The 17,027-nt window shown below is 31.6% G+C and carries 17 protein-coding genes; 3 read left to right on the top strand and 14 right to left on the bottom strand.

Annotated elements, in window-relative coordinates:
- The 11 genes from HYI43_01770 to HYI43_01720 all read right to left on the bottom strand — a co-directional run bounded on the left by HYI43_01770 (position 1) and on the right by HYI43_01720 (position 10,882).
- Positions 1–558 carry an acyltransferase gene (locus HYI43_01770; GenBank protein UDI77339.1) on the bottom strand — a complete coding sequence of 186 codons (558 nt, stop codon included), beginning with the start codon at positions 556–558 and terminating at the stop codon, positions 1–3.
- Positions 555–1,955 (bottom strand): capsular biosynthesis protein, encoded by a 1,401-nt coding sequence (locus HYI43_01765; protein ID UDI77338.1) that lies wholly within the window; start codon positions 1,953–1,955, stop codon positions 555–557. Before HYI43_01765 ends, HYI43_01770 begins: the two co-directional genes overlap by 4 nt.
- Positions 1,948–3,027, bottom strand: a complete 1,080-nt coding sequence (locus tag HYI43_01760) for a capsular biosynthesis protein (GenBank protein UDI77337.1) — start codon at positions 3,025–3,027, stop codon at positions 1,948–1,950. The genes HYI43_01765 and HYI43_01760 overlap by 8 nt, the downstream gene beginning before the upstream one ends.
- Positions 3,028–3,029: 2 nt before the next feature.
- Entirely contained in the window at positions 3,030–4,154 is a 1,125-nt protein-coding gene (gene wecB / locus HYI43_01755; GenBank protein ID UDI77336.1) for a UDP-N-acetylglucosamine 2-epimerase (non-hydrolyzing), read from the bottom strand.
- A gap of 4 nt (positions 4,155–4,158) precedes the next feature.
- Positions 4,159–5,268 carry an SDR family oxidoreductase gene (locus tag HYI43_01750; protein ID UDI77335.1) on the bottom strand — a complete coding sequence of 370 codons (1,110 nt, stop codon included), beginning with the start codon at positions 5,266–5,268 and terminating at the stop codon, positions 4,159–4,161.
- Positions 5,269–5,279: 11 nt separating this feature from the next.
- On the bottom strand, positions 5,280–6,302 hold the full coding sequence (locus tag HYI43_01745; protein UDI77334.1) for a polysaccharide biosynthesis protein: 1,023 nt from the start codon (positions 6,300–6,302) through the stop codon (positions 5,280–5,282).
- Between the two features lie 10 nt (positions 6,303–6,312).
- Positions 6,313–8,112, bottom strand: coding sequence for a polysaccharide biosynthesis protein (locus tag HYI43_01740; GenBank protein ID UDI77333.1), 1,800 nt, complete (start codon positions 8,110–8,112; stop codon positions 6,313–6,315).
- A 28-nt stretch (positions 8,113–8,140) separates the two neighbouring features.
- The gene (locus tag HYI43_01735; GenBank protein UDI77332.1) at positions 8,141–8,908 is read right to left on the bottom strand and encodes a capsular biosynthesis protein; all 768 of its coding nucleotides are present in this window, start codon (positions 8,906–8,908) and stop codon (positions 8,141–8,143) included.
- The gene (locus tag HYI43_01730; GenBank protein UDI77331.1) at positions 8,901–9,605 is read right to left on the bottom strand and encodes a polysaccharide biosynthesis tyrosine autokinase; all 705 of its coding nucleotides are present in this window, start codon (positions 9,603–9,605) and stop codon (positions 8,901–8,903) included. Before HYI43_01730 ends, HYI43_01735 begins: the two co-directional genes overlap by 8 nt.
- 12 nt (positions 9,606–9,617) lie before the next feature.
- Complete coding sequence (locus HYI43_01725) at positions 9,618–10,280, bottom strand: capsule biosynthesis protein CapA (GenBank protein UDI77330.1); 663 nt, start codon at positions 10,278–10,280, stop codon at positions 9,618–9,620.
- Between the two features lie 500 nt (positions 10,281–10,780).
- A complete protein-coding gene (locus tag HYI43_01720; protein ID UDI77329.1) occupies positions 10,781–10,882 on the bottom strand; it encodes a DUF2648 domain-containing protein in 102 nt (33 codons plus the stop codon).
- A gap of 221 nt (positions 10,883–11,103) precedes the next feature.
- Here HYI43_01720 and HYI43_01715 point away from each other — a divergent pair, with 221 nt between their 5' ends.
- Entirely contained in the window at positions 11,104–11,730 is a 627-nt protein-coding gene (locus HYI43_01715; protein ID UDI77328.1) for an FMN-dependent NADH-azoreductase, read from the top strand.
- 63 nt (positions 11,731–11,793) lie between these two features.
- Here HYI43_01715 and HYI43_01710 read toward each other — a convergent pair whose 3' ends face one another.
- A complete protein-coding gene (locus HYI43_01710; protein UDI77327.1) occupies positions 11,794–12,243 on the bottom strand; it encodes a winged helix-turn-helix transcriptional regulator in 450 nt (149 codons plus the stop codon).
- Positions 12,244–12,394: 151 nt separating this feature from the next.
- Here HYI43_01710 and HYI43_01705 point away from each other — a divergent pair, with 151 nt between their 5' ends.
- A complete protein-coding gene (locus HYI43_01705) occupies positions 12,395–14,035 on the top strand; it encodes an alpha-keto acid decarboxylase family protein (GenBank protein ID UDI77326.1) in 1,641 nt (546 codons plus the stop codon).
- An 86-nt stretch (positions 14,036–14,121) separates the two neighbouring features.
- Here the strand turns inward: HYI43_01705 and HYI43_01700 are convergent, their stop codons facing one another.
- Positions 14,122–15,204: a CapA family protein gene (locus HYI43_01700; GenBank protein ID UDI79250.1), complete on the bottom strand. Its 1,083-nt coding sequence runs from the start codon at positions 15,202–15,204 to the stop codon at positions 14,122–14,124.
- Positions 15,205–15,474: 270 nt separating this feature from the next.
- Here HYI43_01700 and HYI43_01695 point away from each other — a divergent pair, with 270 nt between their 5' ends.
- A complete protein-coding gene (locus HYI43_01695; protein UDI77325.1) occupies positions 15,475–15,807 on the top strand; it encodes an SdpI family protein in 333 nt (110 codons plus the stop codon).
- Positions 15,808–15,883: 76 nt separating this feature from the next.
- Here HYI43_01695 and HYI43_01690 read toward each other — a convergent pair whose 3' ends face one another.
- The gene (locus HYI43_01690) at positions 15,884–17,011 is read right to left on the bottom strand and encodes a zinc-binding dehydrogenase (GenBank protein UDI77324.1); all 1,128 of its coding nucleotides are present in this window, start codon (positions 17,009–17,011) and stop codon (positions 15,884–15,886) included.
- Between the last annotated feature and the right edge of the window lie 16 nt (positions 17,012–17,027).

Raw genomic sequence — 17,027 nt, 5'->3', positions numbered from 1 at the left:
TTACCCCAACTTTTTTATAACTCTTGCAGGATTACCAGCTATAACAATGTTTCCTTCTTCAAAACTTTTAGTAACAACTGACCCCGCGCCTACAACTGTTTTTTCTCCTAATTTAACGCCTGGTAATATAACTGAATTCATTCCAATCCAGCTATTCGTTCCAATAACAACATTTTTTCCGTCCACGTGTTTTTTTAAGTTGTTTACGTCATGATTAGCAGTTATAATCCCAACATTAGGCGCAATGTAAACACCTTTCCCTAAAATAATTTGTGCTGAAAAATTATTGAAATAAGTTCCAGGTGATTGAAAGATATGAATATCATCTTTATCAAATATTAAATTACTAGCTTTATGAATCCTTACTGTAGGATCTGCTGGAAATGGTAATCTAGTGTTAATTCCAATTAATTTAAAAGGGATTGCTTTCCAAGCCCATAGCCATCCCATTACTTTTTTATCAAAATAATATCCTGTTAAATATTTTTCTTTATAAAAAAGTTTTAATGGCCAATTTGCAATTCTAAATACTTTTGTTTTCATCAGACGTCTTATCATTCATAAGCATCTCCTCTACTAATTGCCTTTTTAACTAATATTGAAGCAAATATTATGATTGAATAAATAATAATTATTGAAGATATTAAAGTAATAATTGGTGTTGTGTGTCCAAACATACTAGCTACAACCCTCATATATATATACGTACCAACAAATATTAATTCTAAAGATTTTGTTTTGTGTAAAAACACTTCAAATACACATGATAAAAACAAGTTGAAAACTAGTACTAAGAAAAATAGGATTGGTCCGAAGTATATATATCCGTATCCTGCACTAGAGATTAAGTGACCAGTTAATTGTTTGTTACCATAAATTAATTGGTTAAATAACTGACTAGTTATTAAATGATCGTGATTAATAAATAAATTCAAACCAAAAATCGCTCTAGTGTTATCAAATATAAATTGACTAAATGAACCTTGATGATAGTTTAAATAATCCATTGCACCTGCAACATTACTTGGGCCATAAAAATAAGATTGAATTTGGTCAACAAAATTAATTTTACTTGTGCTACTAGCTTCTAATGCCGCACTATATGAAGAATAGTTAAATATGTATAATTCTTTATATAGAGTCATTAATAACAACACAAAGCCACCTACTATTAAAATAACTACATTAATTTTTTTACTATGTCGTTTGAATAATAGAGTAATGATAACCAATACTGAAATAAGGGTATAAAGTTGTAAACTTCTTCTTTCTCCAACAATTAAACTGATATTGATTAATCCAAAGATTAAAGGTAAAAATAGATAATAGATTCTAGGATTATTTTTGTATTTCTTATAAGATAAGTAAGATACTATAACAAACATTAATGCTAACGCTAACTGTAATAGCATTCTAATTAGTACTACCATACTGCTAGTATCTTCAGTACCTCTTCCGGTATCATGAGTTTGTATAATTAAAAAAGATACACTTTCTCTTGCTTTTTCACTATATATAAATACAAAAAATACTACGATAATAAATATTGCATAAAATATTTTAGAACCTGCAACTTTATAATTAATCGATTTTCCTGAAACTTTATTTGTAAATAATTTACTGAAAATATAGAGAAAAACTGCCCCTATAATATATTCAACAGAAATCAAACCTACTGCTTGATTAAAATATTCATGCCCTAAAGGTAAATTATCTATTATTTTATCTCCAGTTATTCCAATTAGAAGTGGGATAACTAATAACCTAATAATTCCAAACACATCATAAATCATACGTGTAAATTTTAAATTTACGTTTGATATAAATAATAAAATAACCTTAGCTACTAAATAACTTAATGGCATAATAGTTAATAACATTTCATTTTTGAAAACTAGAATAATGATTGCACAAATCAAAAGAAAAGAAATTAATATATTATATAACTTATTCATTAAATACACTTTCTAACTTCTTATAAAAAAGGGTATTTTGTTTCATTACATTTGTTATATATTCTTTTCTTTTTTGATTTATCTGTGCATTATCTAATGTGTTATAATAATCAATTATTTGCTCTCCAAGGTTTGATAAATCATTCGAATTAATTTGAATTCCTAAACCAAAATTTTGAGCTTGTTGATTAGTGTATGTGTCTTTAGAAGTGAGGATTGGTTTATTCAAGAATAATGAATAATACATTCTAATAGATAGCGCAGTATCAAGCGCTATATCTTTACTTCCATATAGATTATTAATTATATCTGTATCGTCCAAAAATTTAGGTGTTTCATGAATATCAAAACCACCTGAAAATCTTACATTTTTAATGTTGTTATCTTTTGCATATTCTTCTAAAGCTTCTGATCCAGTTCCAAAATATTGTAATAAAAACCTTGAGTCATTTTTTAATTCGCTAATAATTTTTTTATTTACATCTAAAAATCTCACATTTCCTATAAAACTAATTTTTAATGGAGATTTCAATTCAATTTCATCTACTGATTTCGCTTGTTCTATTACTTTAGCGTTATAACTATAAATCACTTGATATTTTTCGGAATTTGGTAAAAATTTCAAAAAGCCATCAGATGATATTGTAGTCATATAACTAAAATTTACTAATTGAGCCATTCTAGCAAATATGAAATTGTTATTTTCATAAAAATAGTCCCTAATATTCAAAATAAAACGCTCTTTGTAATTTTTAATTAAAAAATTTTTAAATAAATGACCAGTATAGCTCCCCCATACAATTACAAAATCATAATTATTTTCTTTCAAAATCTTTGTAGCATATGGTTTAAAAGCATAATAGTTCATCGCTTTTTTCACAAAAGACCAATTGGAATTAATGTCAACTGAATATTTATAATAGTTTGTTATTCCATCAACTTTTTCATCAATATCATATTTATCTGTGTATATTATGTCTACTTGATTCTTACTCATATCAATATTGTCAAGGTAATGAGATATCAAAGACATATGTTTAATATTAGTTGCTCCTAGGATAGCAATTTTCATACTTACTTCCTCCAAGTATTGCGATTGATAATATCTTTATAGCTTTGGATAATTTTCACAACTTTAGTTGAAACATTCGTATCTTTGTAATCAATTGCGTCAATCATTGGTTCATCATTTTCTTGCATAGATTTAGCCAATTCTACTGATTGCACAAGATTATCATATGAAATACCACCCACGATGACTGTACCTTTATCTAATACTTCTGGTCTTTCTGTTGAAGTACGAATTAACACGCCTGGGAATTTTAAAATTGAAGATTCTTCAGATAAAGTTCCGCTATCAGATAAAACTACAAAAGCATTTTTTTGCAATGCGTTGTAATCAAAGAAACCAAATGGTTTTAATTGTTTAACTAACGGATGGAATTTGAAGTTTCTTTCTTCAATTTTCTTCCAACTTCTTGGATGTGTTGAATAGATAACTGGTATTTGATATTTTTCTGCAATATCATTAATGGCATTCATTAGTGACAGAAAGTTTTTTTCATTATCAATATTTTCTTCACGGTGAGCTGAGACTAAAATATAATTTTGAGATTCTAATTCTAATTTTTCCAAAATAGTACTTTCGTCTATTTTATATGCATATTCGTCTAGGACCTCTTTCATAGGCGAACCAGTCACGAAGATATTTTGTTTTTGAAAGCCTTCATCTAATAAATAGCGTCTACTATGTTCCGTGTAAGGTAAGTTAACATCACTGACATGGTCAACAATCTTACGATTGATTTCTTCAGGTACATTTTGGTCAAAGCATCTATTACCAGCTTCCATATGGAATACAGGAATCTTAAGTCTTTTAGCAGACACGGCTGCTAAACAACTATTTGTATCACCAAGGATTAATAGTGCATCTGGTTGCTCTTCAGCCAATACTTCATAAGATTTGGCTAAAATATTACCCATCGTTTCACCTAAATGATTGCCAACCGCTTCTAAATAGTGATCAGGTTCTCTTAATTCTAAATCCTCAAAGAACACTTGATTCAATGTATAATCATAATTTTGTCCTGTATGAACTAGAACTTGATTAAAATATTTATCACACGCTTTTATTGTTGCAGATAAGCGAATAATTTCTGGTCTTGTACCTACAATTGTCATTAGTTTTAATTTTTCCATTTAATTAGACCTCCAAAAAGTATGTGTCTGGATTATTAGGATCAAAGATTTCATTTACCCACATGATAGTAACCATATCTGTGTCACCTAAATTTTCAATATTATGTGTGTAACCCACTGGTATATCAACAACCTCTAATTTCTCGCCTGAAACATGATATTCTATCACTTCGTCTTGTCCTACTTTTCTAAAGCGTATAACACCATTACCTGAAACAACCAAGAATTTTTCATTTTTTGTATGATGCCAATGATTACCTTTGACAATACCTGGTTTTGAAATATTGACTGAAACTTGTCCTCTATCTTTCGTTTTAAATATCTCTGTAAATGATCCTCTATTGTCGACGTTCATTTTTAACGGATAACTGAAACTTTCTTCAGGTAAATAGCTAAGATATGTACTATGTAACGCGTGTTCAAATGGGTCTTCAATATTTGGTAACGATTTATCATTAGGAATTTCTTTAAATTGATATAACAATTTAGCAATGGTTCCTAATTTCTTTTCATACACATTCGGAACTTTTGGTTCTCCATCTTCTATATTAGGATGACCATCAATTGCATTTTTAAATTCTTTAATTACATCATCAATATAGTTTAAATTAAGAATCACATTTTCATCATTAACTTGAATATCTTCATCTCTTGCAATTTTGTAGCAAAATGTTGCGATAACAGAATTATAATTAGGTTTACACCATTTCCCAAATAAATTAGGTAAACGATAAATCAATACTTTATTACCATTATCTTTCGAAAATTGCTCAAGCACTGCTTCACCTTCACGCTTACTATTACCATATGGATTATCATTTTCCGCTTGAATTGACGATGACAAAATAATAGTTGGCTTATTAGTATTATCTTTTAAGATATTCAATACTTCACTTAGAAAATCAACATTGCCTTTTTTAAACTCTTCTTCATTTTTCGGTCTATTAATACCTGCTAAATGGACTACTGAATCAGCTTCTAATAAATATGTTTTCATATCTTCTGCGGTAGTTTGTCTATTTACTTCAAGAATTTCATTATCTGTAGTTGCTTTTAAATCTTCTTTTAAGTTTTTCCCTACGAAACCATTTGAACCAGTTATAACGATTTTCAATGTAAATTCTCCTAACCTTTTTTATAATTGCTTAATTCAGTTCTCACATATTCTAAAGATAATAATTTTTCTTTGATTTCTTCAACTGTTAATATGTTTGTATTATCAGAATTGTATTCATACGCTTCAGTGATTTTTTCGCTACCATCTTCATAGTAATTGCTATAGTTTAAATCACGTGAGTCTGCTGGAACTCGGAAATAATCGCCCATGTCTTCACATTGTGCATACTCTTCTCTAGTTAATAACGTTTCGGCTTTTTTTTCACCATGTCTTGTACCAATAATTTTTATTTCATTATCTGCTTCGAATAATTGTAAAAGTGCCTCAGCTAAGTCACCAACTTTTGAACTCGGCGCTTTTTGAACCATAATATCGCCAGTCTGTGCATGTTTAAATGCATGTACAACTAATTCAACTGCTTCTTCTAAGCTCATTAAGAAACGCGTCATATTCGGATCTGTCACCGTTAAAGGTTCACCAGCTTTGATTTTATCGATGAATAAAGGTATTACTGAACCTCTAGAAGCCATAACATTGCCGTATCTTGTTCCGCAAATTAATGTTTGATCACTATCAACATTTCTTGATTTTGCGACGAATACTTTTTCCATCATTGATTTTGAAATACCCATTGCATTGATTGGATATGCAGCTTTATCTGTTGATAAACAAATCACTTTTTTTACATTATTTCTGATTGCATTTTGTAAAACATTTTCAGTTCCAATAACATTCGTTTTAACTGCTTCCATTGGAAAGAATTCACAAGATGGTACTTGTTTTAAAGCCGCTGCATGAAAGACATAATCGACTTCTCTCATGGCTGTTTCAACACTATGTGAATCTCTAACATCTCCAATGTAAAACTTCAATTTAGGATTGTTATATTTTTTTCTCATATCGTCTTGTTTTTTCTCATCTCTAGAAAACACTCTGATTTCTTTAATATCAGTGTCTAGAAATCTTTCCATAACCGCATTACCGAATGATCCTGTTCCACCCGTAATTAACAACACTTTATCTTTAAACATATTAACTCTCCTATTCATTAGCAATCTTAAGTATTTTGTCTTTATTAAAGTCCTTACCTAAATCTTCGATAATCGCATCTACTTCTTCTTTAGAAAAGTCTTTTACTTTTCCTCTATATATTTTTTCGTAGACTTGTTCAGGATGTATTTCATTTTCATTAAGTAGTTCTTCGTACATTTTTTCTCCCGGACGAATACCACTAAATTTAATTTGAATTTCATCCTCAGTTTTACCACTTAAACGAATTAAGTTACGTGCTAAATCAACAATCTTCACTGGCTCACCCATATCTAGTACGAATACTTCCCCACCTTGTGCAAGCGCACCTGCTTGAAGTACTAATCTTGAAGCTTCAGGAATTGTCATGAAATATCTTGTCATGTCAGGGTGTGTAACAGTAACTGGCCCTCCTGCTTCGATTTGTTTCTTAAATAACGGAATAACAGAACCACGAGAACCTAGTACATTACCAAATCGAACTGCTACAAAGTTTGTTTTACAATTTTCATCGTTAAGACTTTGTACTACCATTTCAGCTACACGTTTTGATGCTCCCATCACATTTGGTGGATTTACAGCTTTATCTGTTGATACCATTACAAATTTTCTTACTTCTGCATTTTTAGCTGCTGTTGCAACATTTCTAGTACCTAAAACATTATTTCTAAATGCTTCGATTGGGTTATATTCCATTAATGGAACATGTTTGTGTGCCGCAGCATGGTATACTGCATATGGTTTATATTCATCCATGATTTCTTGAATACGTTCTCCATTTTGAACATCGGCTATAATTGGAATAATGTCTATTTTATCCTTGTAAATTGCATTTAATTCTTGATGTATAAGATAAATACTATTTTCACCGTGGCCTAATAAAATAATGCGCTCTGGCTCAAACTTGCAAACCTGTCTACATATTTCAGAACCAATAGAGCCCCCTGCTCCGGTTACCATAATAGTTTTATGGGTGAGTTCTTTAGAAATCATCGCCATATCTAATTCAACTGGATCACGGCCTAACAAATCTTCAACTTCTACACGCTTTAATTGATTAACTTCCAACTCACCAGCTAAAACTTGTTCGATACTAGGCATTTTAAACAGTTCAATCCCTGTGCTATTACAAATGTTATTGATTTCTTTTAAGCGATCTGGTTTAAGTGTTGGAATGGCTATAATAATTCGTTTAATTCTATATTTATTTACCAAATTGGGTATATCGTCGATTGTGCCTTGAACTTTAACACCTTCAGCAATAGTCAGCTTTCTTTTTTGAATGTCATCATCTACGGCTAATACAGGCTCTAAACCCATTTCTGGACTTCTCAACATTTGACGAATTAATAATGAACCGCCACGTCCTGCCCCAACAATAAGTGTTGGTTTTTTCTTTTTTTTCTTACCTACTACAAATCCCCTACCGACTCTCCATGAAATTCGAGATCCACCAATTAATATTAAATGCATCATCCAAGTAATTAAATATAATCTGAAGAAAGGTGGATGAGCAGTGAAAATAGGTACTAAAATCATAGTAGAGATGATAGAACAAGTAACTGATTCAACGATTAATAATAATTCATTAACACTGGCATACTCCCATGCTCGATGATAAAGATTAAATATGTATGCAAAAACATGATGCGAAATTAATAAAACTATAGAGTTAATAATTAAAAGATTACGTGAGTATCCCTTAAAAAATTGTTCTAAAATGTTGTAACAAATAAAAACTGAAAAGGCCACAATTAATGAATCTATTAGTATTAATATAAGTAGACGTCTTCTAGCACTTAAATTGTCCACACGTCTATCCCCCTTAGCTGCTTTCTAATTAAAACAAGCCGAATAATTTTTTATCATTATAATCTTGAGTCGGTTGTTTTTTTCTTAAATCCTCATTTCCAACAATATATTTTGCATTTTCTATGAGTTTTTTTATGCTTTCTTCATGTTTTTTCAACTTTTTATCTTTAAATAGACTCTCCATTATAAAAGGTCTTTTAGTATCGTGGTGTGCATCTGAAGCTATAAAATGTACTAAATTATTTTCAATCATTTGGAGGGAAATTTTTTGAATCTTCTTACCATGAATGCCAGATAAAGATGCAGAAGTGAGTTGGCTAAGTGCTCCTTCATTGACGAGTTGAAATAAAACATCTAAGTTTTGACTTATTTCTTTATTTCTTTCTGGATGCGCAATAATCGGAACATACCCTTTAGACTGTAATTCAAAGAAAAGGCGATTGGTATAGTGCGGAACCCCTCCTGAAGGAAACTCAATCAATAAGTATTTTGAGTGATTCAACCCAATAGCCTCGCCTTTTTCTAGTTGCGGTATTATTTGATCGCTTATTCTAATTTCTTGACCTGGATATAGTTTAATACCTAAATCTTTAACTTCATCTAGGTCTAAAAGTTGTTGTAATTTTTCTTTTACATTTCTGTATTCATTATCAAATTGAGGACTTAAGTGATGAGGAGTTACAATTATCTCTGTAACCCCTTCACTTTTACCTTGTTCAAGCAAATTCAACATATCTTCTTTACTTTTAGGCCCGTCATCTACATTAATTAATATATGATTATGTATATCAATCATCTTGCTGATCATCTCCATAATAATAATATGTTGAGGATTTTTCTTTAGGTGTTTTATTAAGTATTGCACCTAAAAGGTGTCCATCTGCTTGTTCGATTAAAGTTTTGGCTTTTTTCACTTCATGCTTGTTATTGCTTTCAGTATCTATTACTAAGACACAATCTTTAATGTTTCTTAAATAAACTTGTGCATCAGTTACTGAAATTACTGGCGGTGTATCTATTAAAATAAAATCATACATATGAGATAAATCATCTAGAATATCTTTAAATCTTTTTGAGGCAATTAGTTCTGACGGGTTAGGTGGTATAGGTCCAGAAGTTAATAAGTCTAAATTTCTTATTCTTGTCGCTCTAATCGCATTATCGTAATTAGATTTTCCTATTATTAAATTTGATAAGCCATCGTAATTAGAAGATTCAAAAATGTAATGTTGAGTTGGTTTTCTCATATCTCCATCGATAATTAAAGTTTTGTATCCTGCTTGTGCATACGTAATTGCAACATTTGCAGAAACAATACTTTTCCCAGCTGCTGGCTTTTCAGAAGTCACTATAATACTATTTATCTCTTCAACACCAGAAAACATTATATTTGAACGTATTCCTCTTACTTTTTCACTAACGATTGACTTGGGTTTATCTTCAACAAATAATGGTGTTTGTAACTTTTTACGCTTTTCATTTTTTTTCGCCATAAAACATTACTCCTATTTCAATTTTTGAATTGAACCTAAAACTGGAATATTCAATTCTCTATTCACATCTTCTTCAGTTCTAATTCTTCTATCAAACAATTCTTTAAAGACTACAATGATCATTCCTAAGATGAGTCCAAGTATTAGTCCAATAGCTAAATTTTGAATTAAATTTGGTGAAACTTTAGTAGCAGTACCATCAGCTTTAGATAAAACTGAAACGTTATCAACACTCATAATCTTAGGCATATCTTTTTTAAACACTTGAGCTATTTCATTTGCTACATTTTCAGCGTCGGCTTTACTACCATTTTTCACATTGATGGTTAATATTTGTGAGTCTGACTGACTTGTAATATCCAACATACTTTTTATTTGTGACGATGAATATTTCGAATCTTTTTTTGCTACGTCATCAATAATACGTGGACTTTTTAAAATTTCAGCATATGTATTTACTAACTGTAAGTTACTTTGTACTTCTTGAGCCATATACTCGTTGTTTTTTTCCTTTTGATTAACTAACACTTGGGTATTAGCTTCATATTTAGGTTTCATTAAAAACACTGTGACTAATAAGCTAATTAGCATAAATATAATTGGTAATAAAACTAATAGCTTCCAATTTTTCTTTATAGCTCCTAAAAATTTTGATAAATCTAATGAATTTTCCATGCTAACCTCCATTATGTAATTTCAATATTAATTTTATATTTTTAATATGAATTTTACAACAAAATCTAAAAATATAATCAATTTTATTAATTATGTTTGTGAATAAATTTCGTTTTTTCTTTGTGGTGAAAAAGAAATTATTTTTCAAATCAATCAACTAACTTTAATTATATATTTTTTGTGCTAATTTTTGATGTTTATTTTGTAAATTCCATGTAAATCTAGAAAATTTAAGTTACTTTGGAAAATAGTTTTCTATTATTATTAAATTTATGTAAGTCATATCTTTAAAATTTTAATAAATTAGTACGATAACTCTTTCCGAACATTATATAATATTCGTCAGTCAATATATGTCCACTAATGAGAAAAATATTAATATTTCTTATATAAAATTATACATATTTAAATTAATTTAAAATCTTATATTTTTCTCACTAAAATTCCCATAAAAAAAGCCAAGACATTTTCTTTTTTAGAAAACATCTTGGCCATTCATATTAATATTCAATATTAGGCATTTCATTTACCTTATCTTGATACTTTTTGAAACCAACATATGCAGCTACGCCTAAAACTACTGTAATTAATAATCCTCTCATGTCTGTCACTCCTTTAAGGTTCTACATTCATTAGATTTCTTCTTTATATATAAAATCTAAATATACTTATATTATACACTTAATATAAGCATTTTTTAAAGATAGAGTGGGTGATTGAATACCCCATTGGTCTGATTTTTTATAAAAGGTATTGTATTATTTTGAAATTCGAGTATATTAAATATATCGATTTCGAAATAAATATTTCTAGGAGCAAAACAATGACTAAATTATTATACATTACAGCACACCCATTAGATGAATTAGCTTCTAATTCAATGGCTGCTGGCAAAGCATTTATTGATGCTTATAAAGAAAACCATCAAAATGACGAAGTAAAACATATCGACTTATTTAAAGAAGATATCCCTATGATTGATAAAGATGTATTAACTGGTTGGGGTAAATTACGTAACGGTGATGAACTTACTAAAGAAGAACAACAAAAAGTAAATCGTTTCAGTGAAATCTTAGACGAGTTCCTTTCAGCTGATAAGTATGTATTCGTATCACCAATGTGGAACTTATCATTTCCTCCAGTATTGAAAGCTTACATCGATGCCATTTCAATTGCTGGTAAAACTTTCAAATATACTGCTGAAGGTCCTCAAGGTCTTTTAACAGATAAAAAAGTATTACACATTCAATCACGTGGTGGTTTCTACTCTGAAGGTCCTGCTGCTGAAGTTGAAAGTGGCGATCGTTACTTAAAAACAATCATGACATTCTTAGGCGTTCCTTCATATGAAAGAATCATTATTGAAGGTCATAACGCTGTTCCAGAGAGAACAGAAGAAATTAAAGCAGCTTCAATCGCTGAGGCAAAAGAAATGAGTAAAAATTTCTAATAACTCTATTTAAAAGGCATTGCGTAGTCGTTTACGCAGTGCCTTTTTCTCATTTATTTATCTTTACTTTTCGTCTTTCAAATGTTGAATATCTTGAAATCCTTCGCGATGATTTGAAAGTTCTTCCATAATGCCATACCAATCGTGTCCCACTTTTTGAAACGTATTTTGCATTAATTCATTTTGTGCTTTATTTAATTTATCAACAAGTTTACTTCCTTTAGGTGTAGGAAATAATTGCTTCACACGGCGGTCTTCTTCAGAAGTTTGTTCGACAATAAGTCCTTCTTCTTTAAGTTTACGCAAAGTCGCATGTGACCCTTGTTTTGATATTTCGAGTGTTTTCAATAATTGCTTAATAGTGATGCCAGGTAACTTATTAATAAAGAATAAGAATCGGTGATGCTGTCGGCTCATGTCATATTTCTCAATAATTTCATCTGCTGTTGTAATAAATGTCTTATAGGCAAAGTAAAACAACATATGTTCATAATCATTTTTATTACTGTCCATAGGCTTCTTTCCTTTTCAATTTGTGAATGATTATCCACATTATAATCAATTTTCAAAAAACAGTCGAAAAAAGGTCAATAAAGTTGACTTTAATTATTCATAGAATTATATTGTAAGTGTATTCTAATTTACAAACAAAGGTGGAATGAATATGAAACAACGTGTAGGACAATATTTAATGGATGCTGTACATTCAGCAGGCGTGAACAAAATCTTTGGTGTACCTGGAGATTTCAACCTAGCCTTCTTAGATGACATCGTGCGTCATGATGGCGTGGAATGGGTTGGCACAACGAATGAACTCAATGGTAGTTATGCTGCAGACGGTTATGCACGTATAAATGGACTTGGCGTACTTGTTACAACATTTGGTGTAGGTGAACTTAGTGCGGTCAATGGTATTGCTGGTTCATATGCAGAACGTGTACCGGTTATTGCGATTACTGGCGCACCGACTCGTGCAGTTGAACAAGCTGGTAAATATGTCCATCACTCACTTGGTGAAGGCCGTTTCGATAGTTATCAAAAAATGTTTGAACATATTACAACAGCACAAGCTTACATTACACCAGAGAACGCTACAACTGAAATTCCAAGCGTGATTGATGCTGCGATTCATGAACGCCGCCCAGTACACATTCACTTACCAATCGACGTTGCAATGACTGAGATTGAAGTAGATTCAGCTTATGAAGTTTCACCAGCACCTGAATCTGATGTTGCGCGTTATATGGATATGGTCGCTGAAAAGTTACGTTCAGCCTCACAACCAGTCATTATTACTGGACACGAAATCAATAGTTTCCATCTGCATGAGGCATTAGAACAATTTGTAAATAAAACGAATATCCCAGTCGCACAATTATCATTAGGTAAAGGTGCTTTTAATGAAGAGAATCCACATTATATCGGCATTTATGATGGTAAAATTGCAGAAGATCAAATTAAAGATTATGTCGATAACAGCGACGCAATTTTAAATATCGGTGCTAAATTAACAGACTCAGCAACAGCTGGTTTCTCATATGAATTTGATATTGATGACGTGGTTATGCTTAATCATCATAACTTCAAGTTGAATGAAACAATAGCTGAAGACGTGACGTTACCTAGCTTGATTAAAGGACTTAATACCATTGATTATCACTATGAGGGCAGTTACCATACTTTTGAAAAGGAAGCCACAAAAGACGTTACATTAACAGACGATATCTTAACGCAAAAAACATACTTTGATATGATGCAACAATTTATTAAAGAAGACGATGTCTTATTAGCTGAACAAGGCACATCATTCTTCGGTGCGTATGATTTAGCTTTACCGAAAGCTATGACGTTTATTGGTCAACCATTATGGGGTTCAATCGGTTATACATTACCAGCGACACTAGGAACACAAATGGCAGATTCAAATCGTCGTAACATCTTATTAATCGGGGATGGTTCATTGCAACTTACAGTTCAAGAGTTATCTACTATGATCCGCCAAGATATTAAACCAATTATCTTCGTGATTAATAACGATGGTTATACTGTTGAACGCCTAATTCACGGTATGGAAGAATCATACAATGATATTCGCATGTGGGATTATAAAGCCTTACCTAAAGTATTTGGTGGCGATAATGTTGTTGTTCATGACGTGAAGACATCTAATGACTTGCAAAACGTTTTCGATGCTATTAACGCTGCACCAGAGCAATTACACTTCACTGAAGTCACAATGAAATGGGATGACGCGCCAGTAAAACTTCGCGACATTTCAAAAGCATTTGCCGAACAGAATAAATAAGTCATTTTAAACTAGTAAAAACAGCCTGTGATAGGTTTCGTATCACAGGCTTTTTTGCATTTCATATGAAACGTATAATAATCATTTTATATGCTCTTTTCATCTAAATAGTTTGAATCAATCACGTCTTTTGTGATGTCTTGTAGACGTTTAATACCCCACTGGCTTTTTCTATCATTATTTAAGCCATGCTTGTGCGCTAAATCCTCATTATATTCATCTAAATTATACACTTCAAAGTCATGTCGAGTGTCTTTATTATCTGGGTCCCATTGTTCATAATGATTGACCATACTTGTCCACTTAACATGTTCTATATGTGCACCTTTAGGCACTTTAACAATATCAAAGTTTAATCGACCTAATAATTGATTGTGTTCGTTACCGGTATCTTGTCCATTCAGAAAATTACCTAACGAATATGCGACAAGCGTTTGATGATGATCATGTTGACTCTTCACCCACTCAACAGGTTGAATAACATGGGGGTGCGTGCCTATTACGACATCTACGCCCTCATTCGCAAATAATTGGGCATATTTCTTTTGTATGCGATTAGGTTGATGATGATTTTCTAATCCCCAGTGCGCTGATACCATTACCACATCACTTTGTTTCTTTGCTTTTCTTACATCTCGTTTAATGGTCTTTTCGTCAAATGTTTTAACGGTATATGGATATTTAGATGTCATGTCATTCGTACCATATGTATAACTTAGTAAACTTACTTTGATGCCATTCACTTTCATCACTGGTGTAGCTTGAGCATCCTTTTCCGAATTAAAAATACCCGTAAATAACACATCTTGCTTAAATCGATTCCATGTATTAAGGTGATTGTGAACGCCATCATCCCCTTGATCTAACGCGTGATTATTAGCGCCATTGACCATATCAAAGCCAGTTGATACTACATCTTGTGCAATTTGACTTGGTGTATTAAAGTTCTTAAATCCTGAAAATGGTCGATTATCTCCACCTAACGGAGATTCTTGATTAATCAATGCAAGATCTGGTTCTTGAATGTCATGCTTAATATGAGCATACATTGGCTTAAAGTTAAAAGAACCATTCTGCTGAAGTGCATCATTGTAAACTACTGGATGAATCAAATTATCTCCAACTGCAACTACAGACGCTTCCTCAGTCACATCTTCTGCCAGTGCCATGCCACAAAGGATTGCGAAAGTTAAAAATAACAGTAAACAACTACCATAATACTTAATCACAAAGTACGCCTTCTTTCATTGAAGAATTCCAACGTCTTTTGTATTCAGAACATATTTTAAACAAGTTATATAACATTTAATTTTTAAATCTTTATTATTATTTTAGTGTATGAGACGTTTTAATGCAATTTGAATATAAATATTTTTTGATATAGTATTTAAATATATGACTTTATGAGAATATAAATGTAATAAGGAGTTTATTTAATAATGTTACTACTACCTTTGAGCGTTATTATGGGGTGTTTAGGATATATTTTTAAAAATAATCCACCTACCGAACGTAATAGATGGTATGGCTTTCGAACAAAGAAATCCATGGCCAATGATACAAATTGGAAAAAAGCACAACTTCGGTTCGGCGACTATTCAATCAAATATTTATGGCTTACATTGTTGTTCGGTATTATCGGACTCGTGATTGAAATGGTAGGTATAGTGAATAGTAATGATTCACTTATTTTAAGTGGTATCGGTTTGGAGTTTATCATGATGTTGTGGTATTTGTTTATTGTGTATTGGAAAGTCGAAAAGGAACTATGAGGTTGTGTAACAAAAGCCCTCTACTTCTGCATATTGAAATAGAGGACTTTTCATATTTATTCTTTATAACATTAATTTAATGCATTTTAACGATAATTCTTCCTACATCACCGCTAGCTAATTTATCAAACCCTTCATTGATATCATCTAACGTAATTACTTCGCTAATGAGTGAATCAATATTTAATCTTCCTTGTTTATATAAACTTACAAAACGCGGAATATCTCTATCTGGAACGCAACTTCCTACATAAGACCCTTTTACAGTACGCTCTTCTGCAGCTAAGGTTACTTGAGGGAATGAAAATTCATCTTTAGGATGAGGTAAACCAGTCGTAACTGTAGTTCCCCCACGTTTAGTAATTTTATAGGCAACTTGCATGGCTGGAACAACCCCTGCTGTCTCAAACGCATAGTCTACTCCGCCAGGCACATATTCTTTAATTTGTTCATCAATATCTTCATCACTAGAGTTAAACGTCGCAGTAGCTCCAAATTTTTTAGCTAAATCAAATTTGTCTTCATTAATATCTAATGCAATAATTTCATTTGCACCTGCTAATTTAGCACCAATAATGGCATTTAATCCTATACCGCCTAGTCCAACTACGGCTACATTACTACCTGGTCGAATATGTGCAGTATTCATCACTGCACCAATGCCAGTAATAACAGCACATCCAAATACTGCTGCGCGTTCAAATGGTATTTCATTACTGATTTTTACAATAGAATTTTCAGAAACAACTGCATGTTCTGCAAATCCAGAGACGCCTAAGTGATGATATACTTGTCCATCTTCATTAGATAATCGAATACCACCTTCTAACATTTCGCCTTTTTCATTTGCTTTAGCGCCATTTTCACACAATGCTGGTCTACCTTCTTTACACGGAATACATTTACCACAACTCGGAATGAATGTACATACAACGTGGTCGCCTTCTTTCACTCTAGTGACACTACTTCCGACTTTTACTACTTCACCAGTTGCTTCGTGACCAAGTGCCATTGGTAAAGGTCGTGGCCGATTACCGTTAATCACTGATAAATCTGAGTGACATAGACCTGCTGCGTGTATTTTTAGTAATACCTCATACTCATGTGGATCTTCTAATTCTAAGTGCTCAATTTTTAAAGGTTTCGATGCTTTATAAGGTTGAGATGCTTCCATTCCATACAACACTGCTGCTCTTGTTTTCATAACTAAACACTCCCTT

Source organism: Staphylococcus taiwanensis (assembly GCA_020544305.1).
Taxonomy (GTDB): Bacteria; Bacillota; Bacilli; order Staphylococcales; family Staphylococcaceae; genus Staphylococcus; species Staphylococcus taiwanensis.
The sequence above is the reverse complement of the archived record's forward strand: the minus strand, read 5'-3'. Positions and strand labels throughout refer to the sequence as shown.

What these genes read in the sequence shown, in the direction of transcription:
- HYI43_01770 (UDI77339.1), bottom strand. Translation starts at nt 558, where the DNA reads ATGATAAGACGTCTGATGAAAACAAAAGTATTTAGAATTGCAAATTGG.
- HYI43_01765 (UDI77338.1), bottom strand. Translation starts at nt 1,955, where the DNA reads ATGAATAAGTTATATAATATATTAATTTCTTTTCTTTTGATTTGTGCA.
- HYI43_01760 (UDI77337.1), bottom strand. Translation starts at nt 3,027, where the DNA reads ATGAAAATTGCTATCCTAGGAGCAACTAATATTAAACATATGTCTTTG.
- wecB (UDI77336.1), bottom strand. Translation starts at nt 4,154, where the DNA reads ATGGAAAAATTAAAACTAATGACAATTGTAGGTACAAGACCAGAAATT.
- HYI43_01745 (UDI77334.1), bottom strand. Translation starts at nt 6,302, where the DNA reads ATGTTTAAAGATAAAGTGTTGTTAATTACGGGTGGAACAGGATCATTC.
- HYI43_01735 (UDI77332.1), bottom strand. Translation starts at nt 8,908, where the DNA reads ATGATTGATATACATAATCATATATTAATTAATGTAGATGACGGGCCT.
- HYI43_01730 (UDI77331.1), bottom strand. Translation starts at nt 9,605, where the DNA reads ATGGCGAAAAAAAATGAAAAGCGTAAAAAGTTACAAACACCATTATTT.
- HYI43_01725 (UDI77330.1), bottom strand. Translation starts at nt 10,280, where the DNA reads ATGGAAAATTCATTAGATTTATCAAAATTTTTAGGAGCTATAAAGAAA.
- HYI43_01720 (UDI77329.1), bottom strand. Translation starts at nt 10,882, where the DNA reads ATGAGAGGATTATTAATTACAGTAGTTTTAGGCGTAGCTGCATATGTT.
- HYI43_01715 (UDI77328.1), top strand. Translation starts at nt 11,104, where the DNA reads ATGACTAAATTATTATACATTACAGCACACCCATTAGATGAATTAGCT.
- HYI43_01710 (UDI77327.1), bottom strand. Translation starts at nt 12,243, where the DNA reads ATGGACAGTAATAAAAATGATTATGAACATATGTTGTTTTACTTTGCC.
- HYI43_01705 (UDI77326.1), top strand. Translation starts at nt 12,395, where the DNA reads ATGAAACAACGTGTAGGACAATATTTAATGGATGCTGTACATTCAGCA.
- HYI43_01700 (UDI79250.1), bottom strand. Translation starts at nt 15,204, where the DNA reads ATGGCACTGGCAGAAGATGTGACTGAGGAAGCGTCTGTAGTTGCAGTT.
- HYI43_01695 (UDI77325.1), top strand. Translation starts at nt 15,475, where the DNA reads ATGTTACTACTACCTTTGAGCGTTATTATGGGGTGTTTAGGATATATT.
- HYI43_01690 (UDI77324.1), bottom strand. Translation starts at nt 17,011, where the DNA reads ATGAAAACAAGAGCAGCAGTGTTGTATGGAATGGAAGCATCTCAACCT.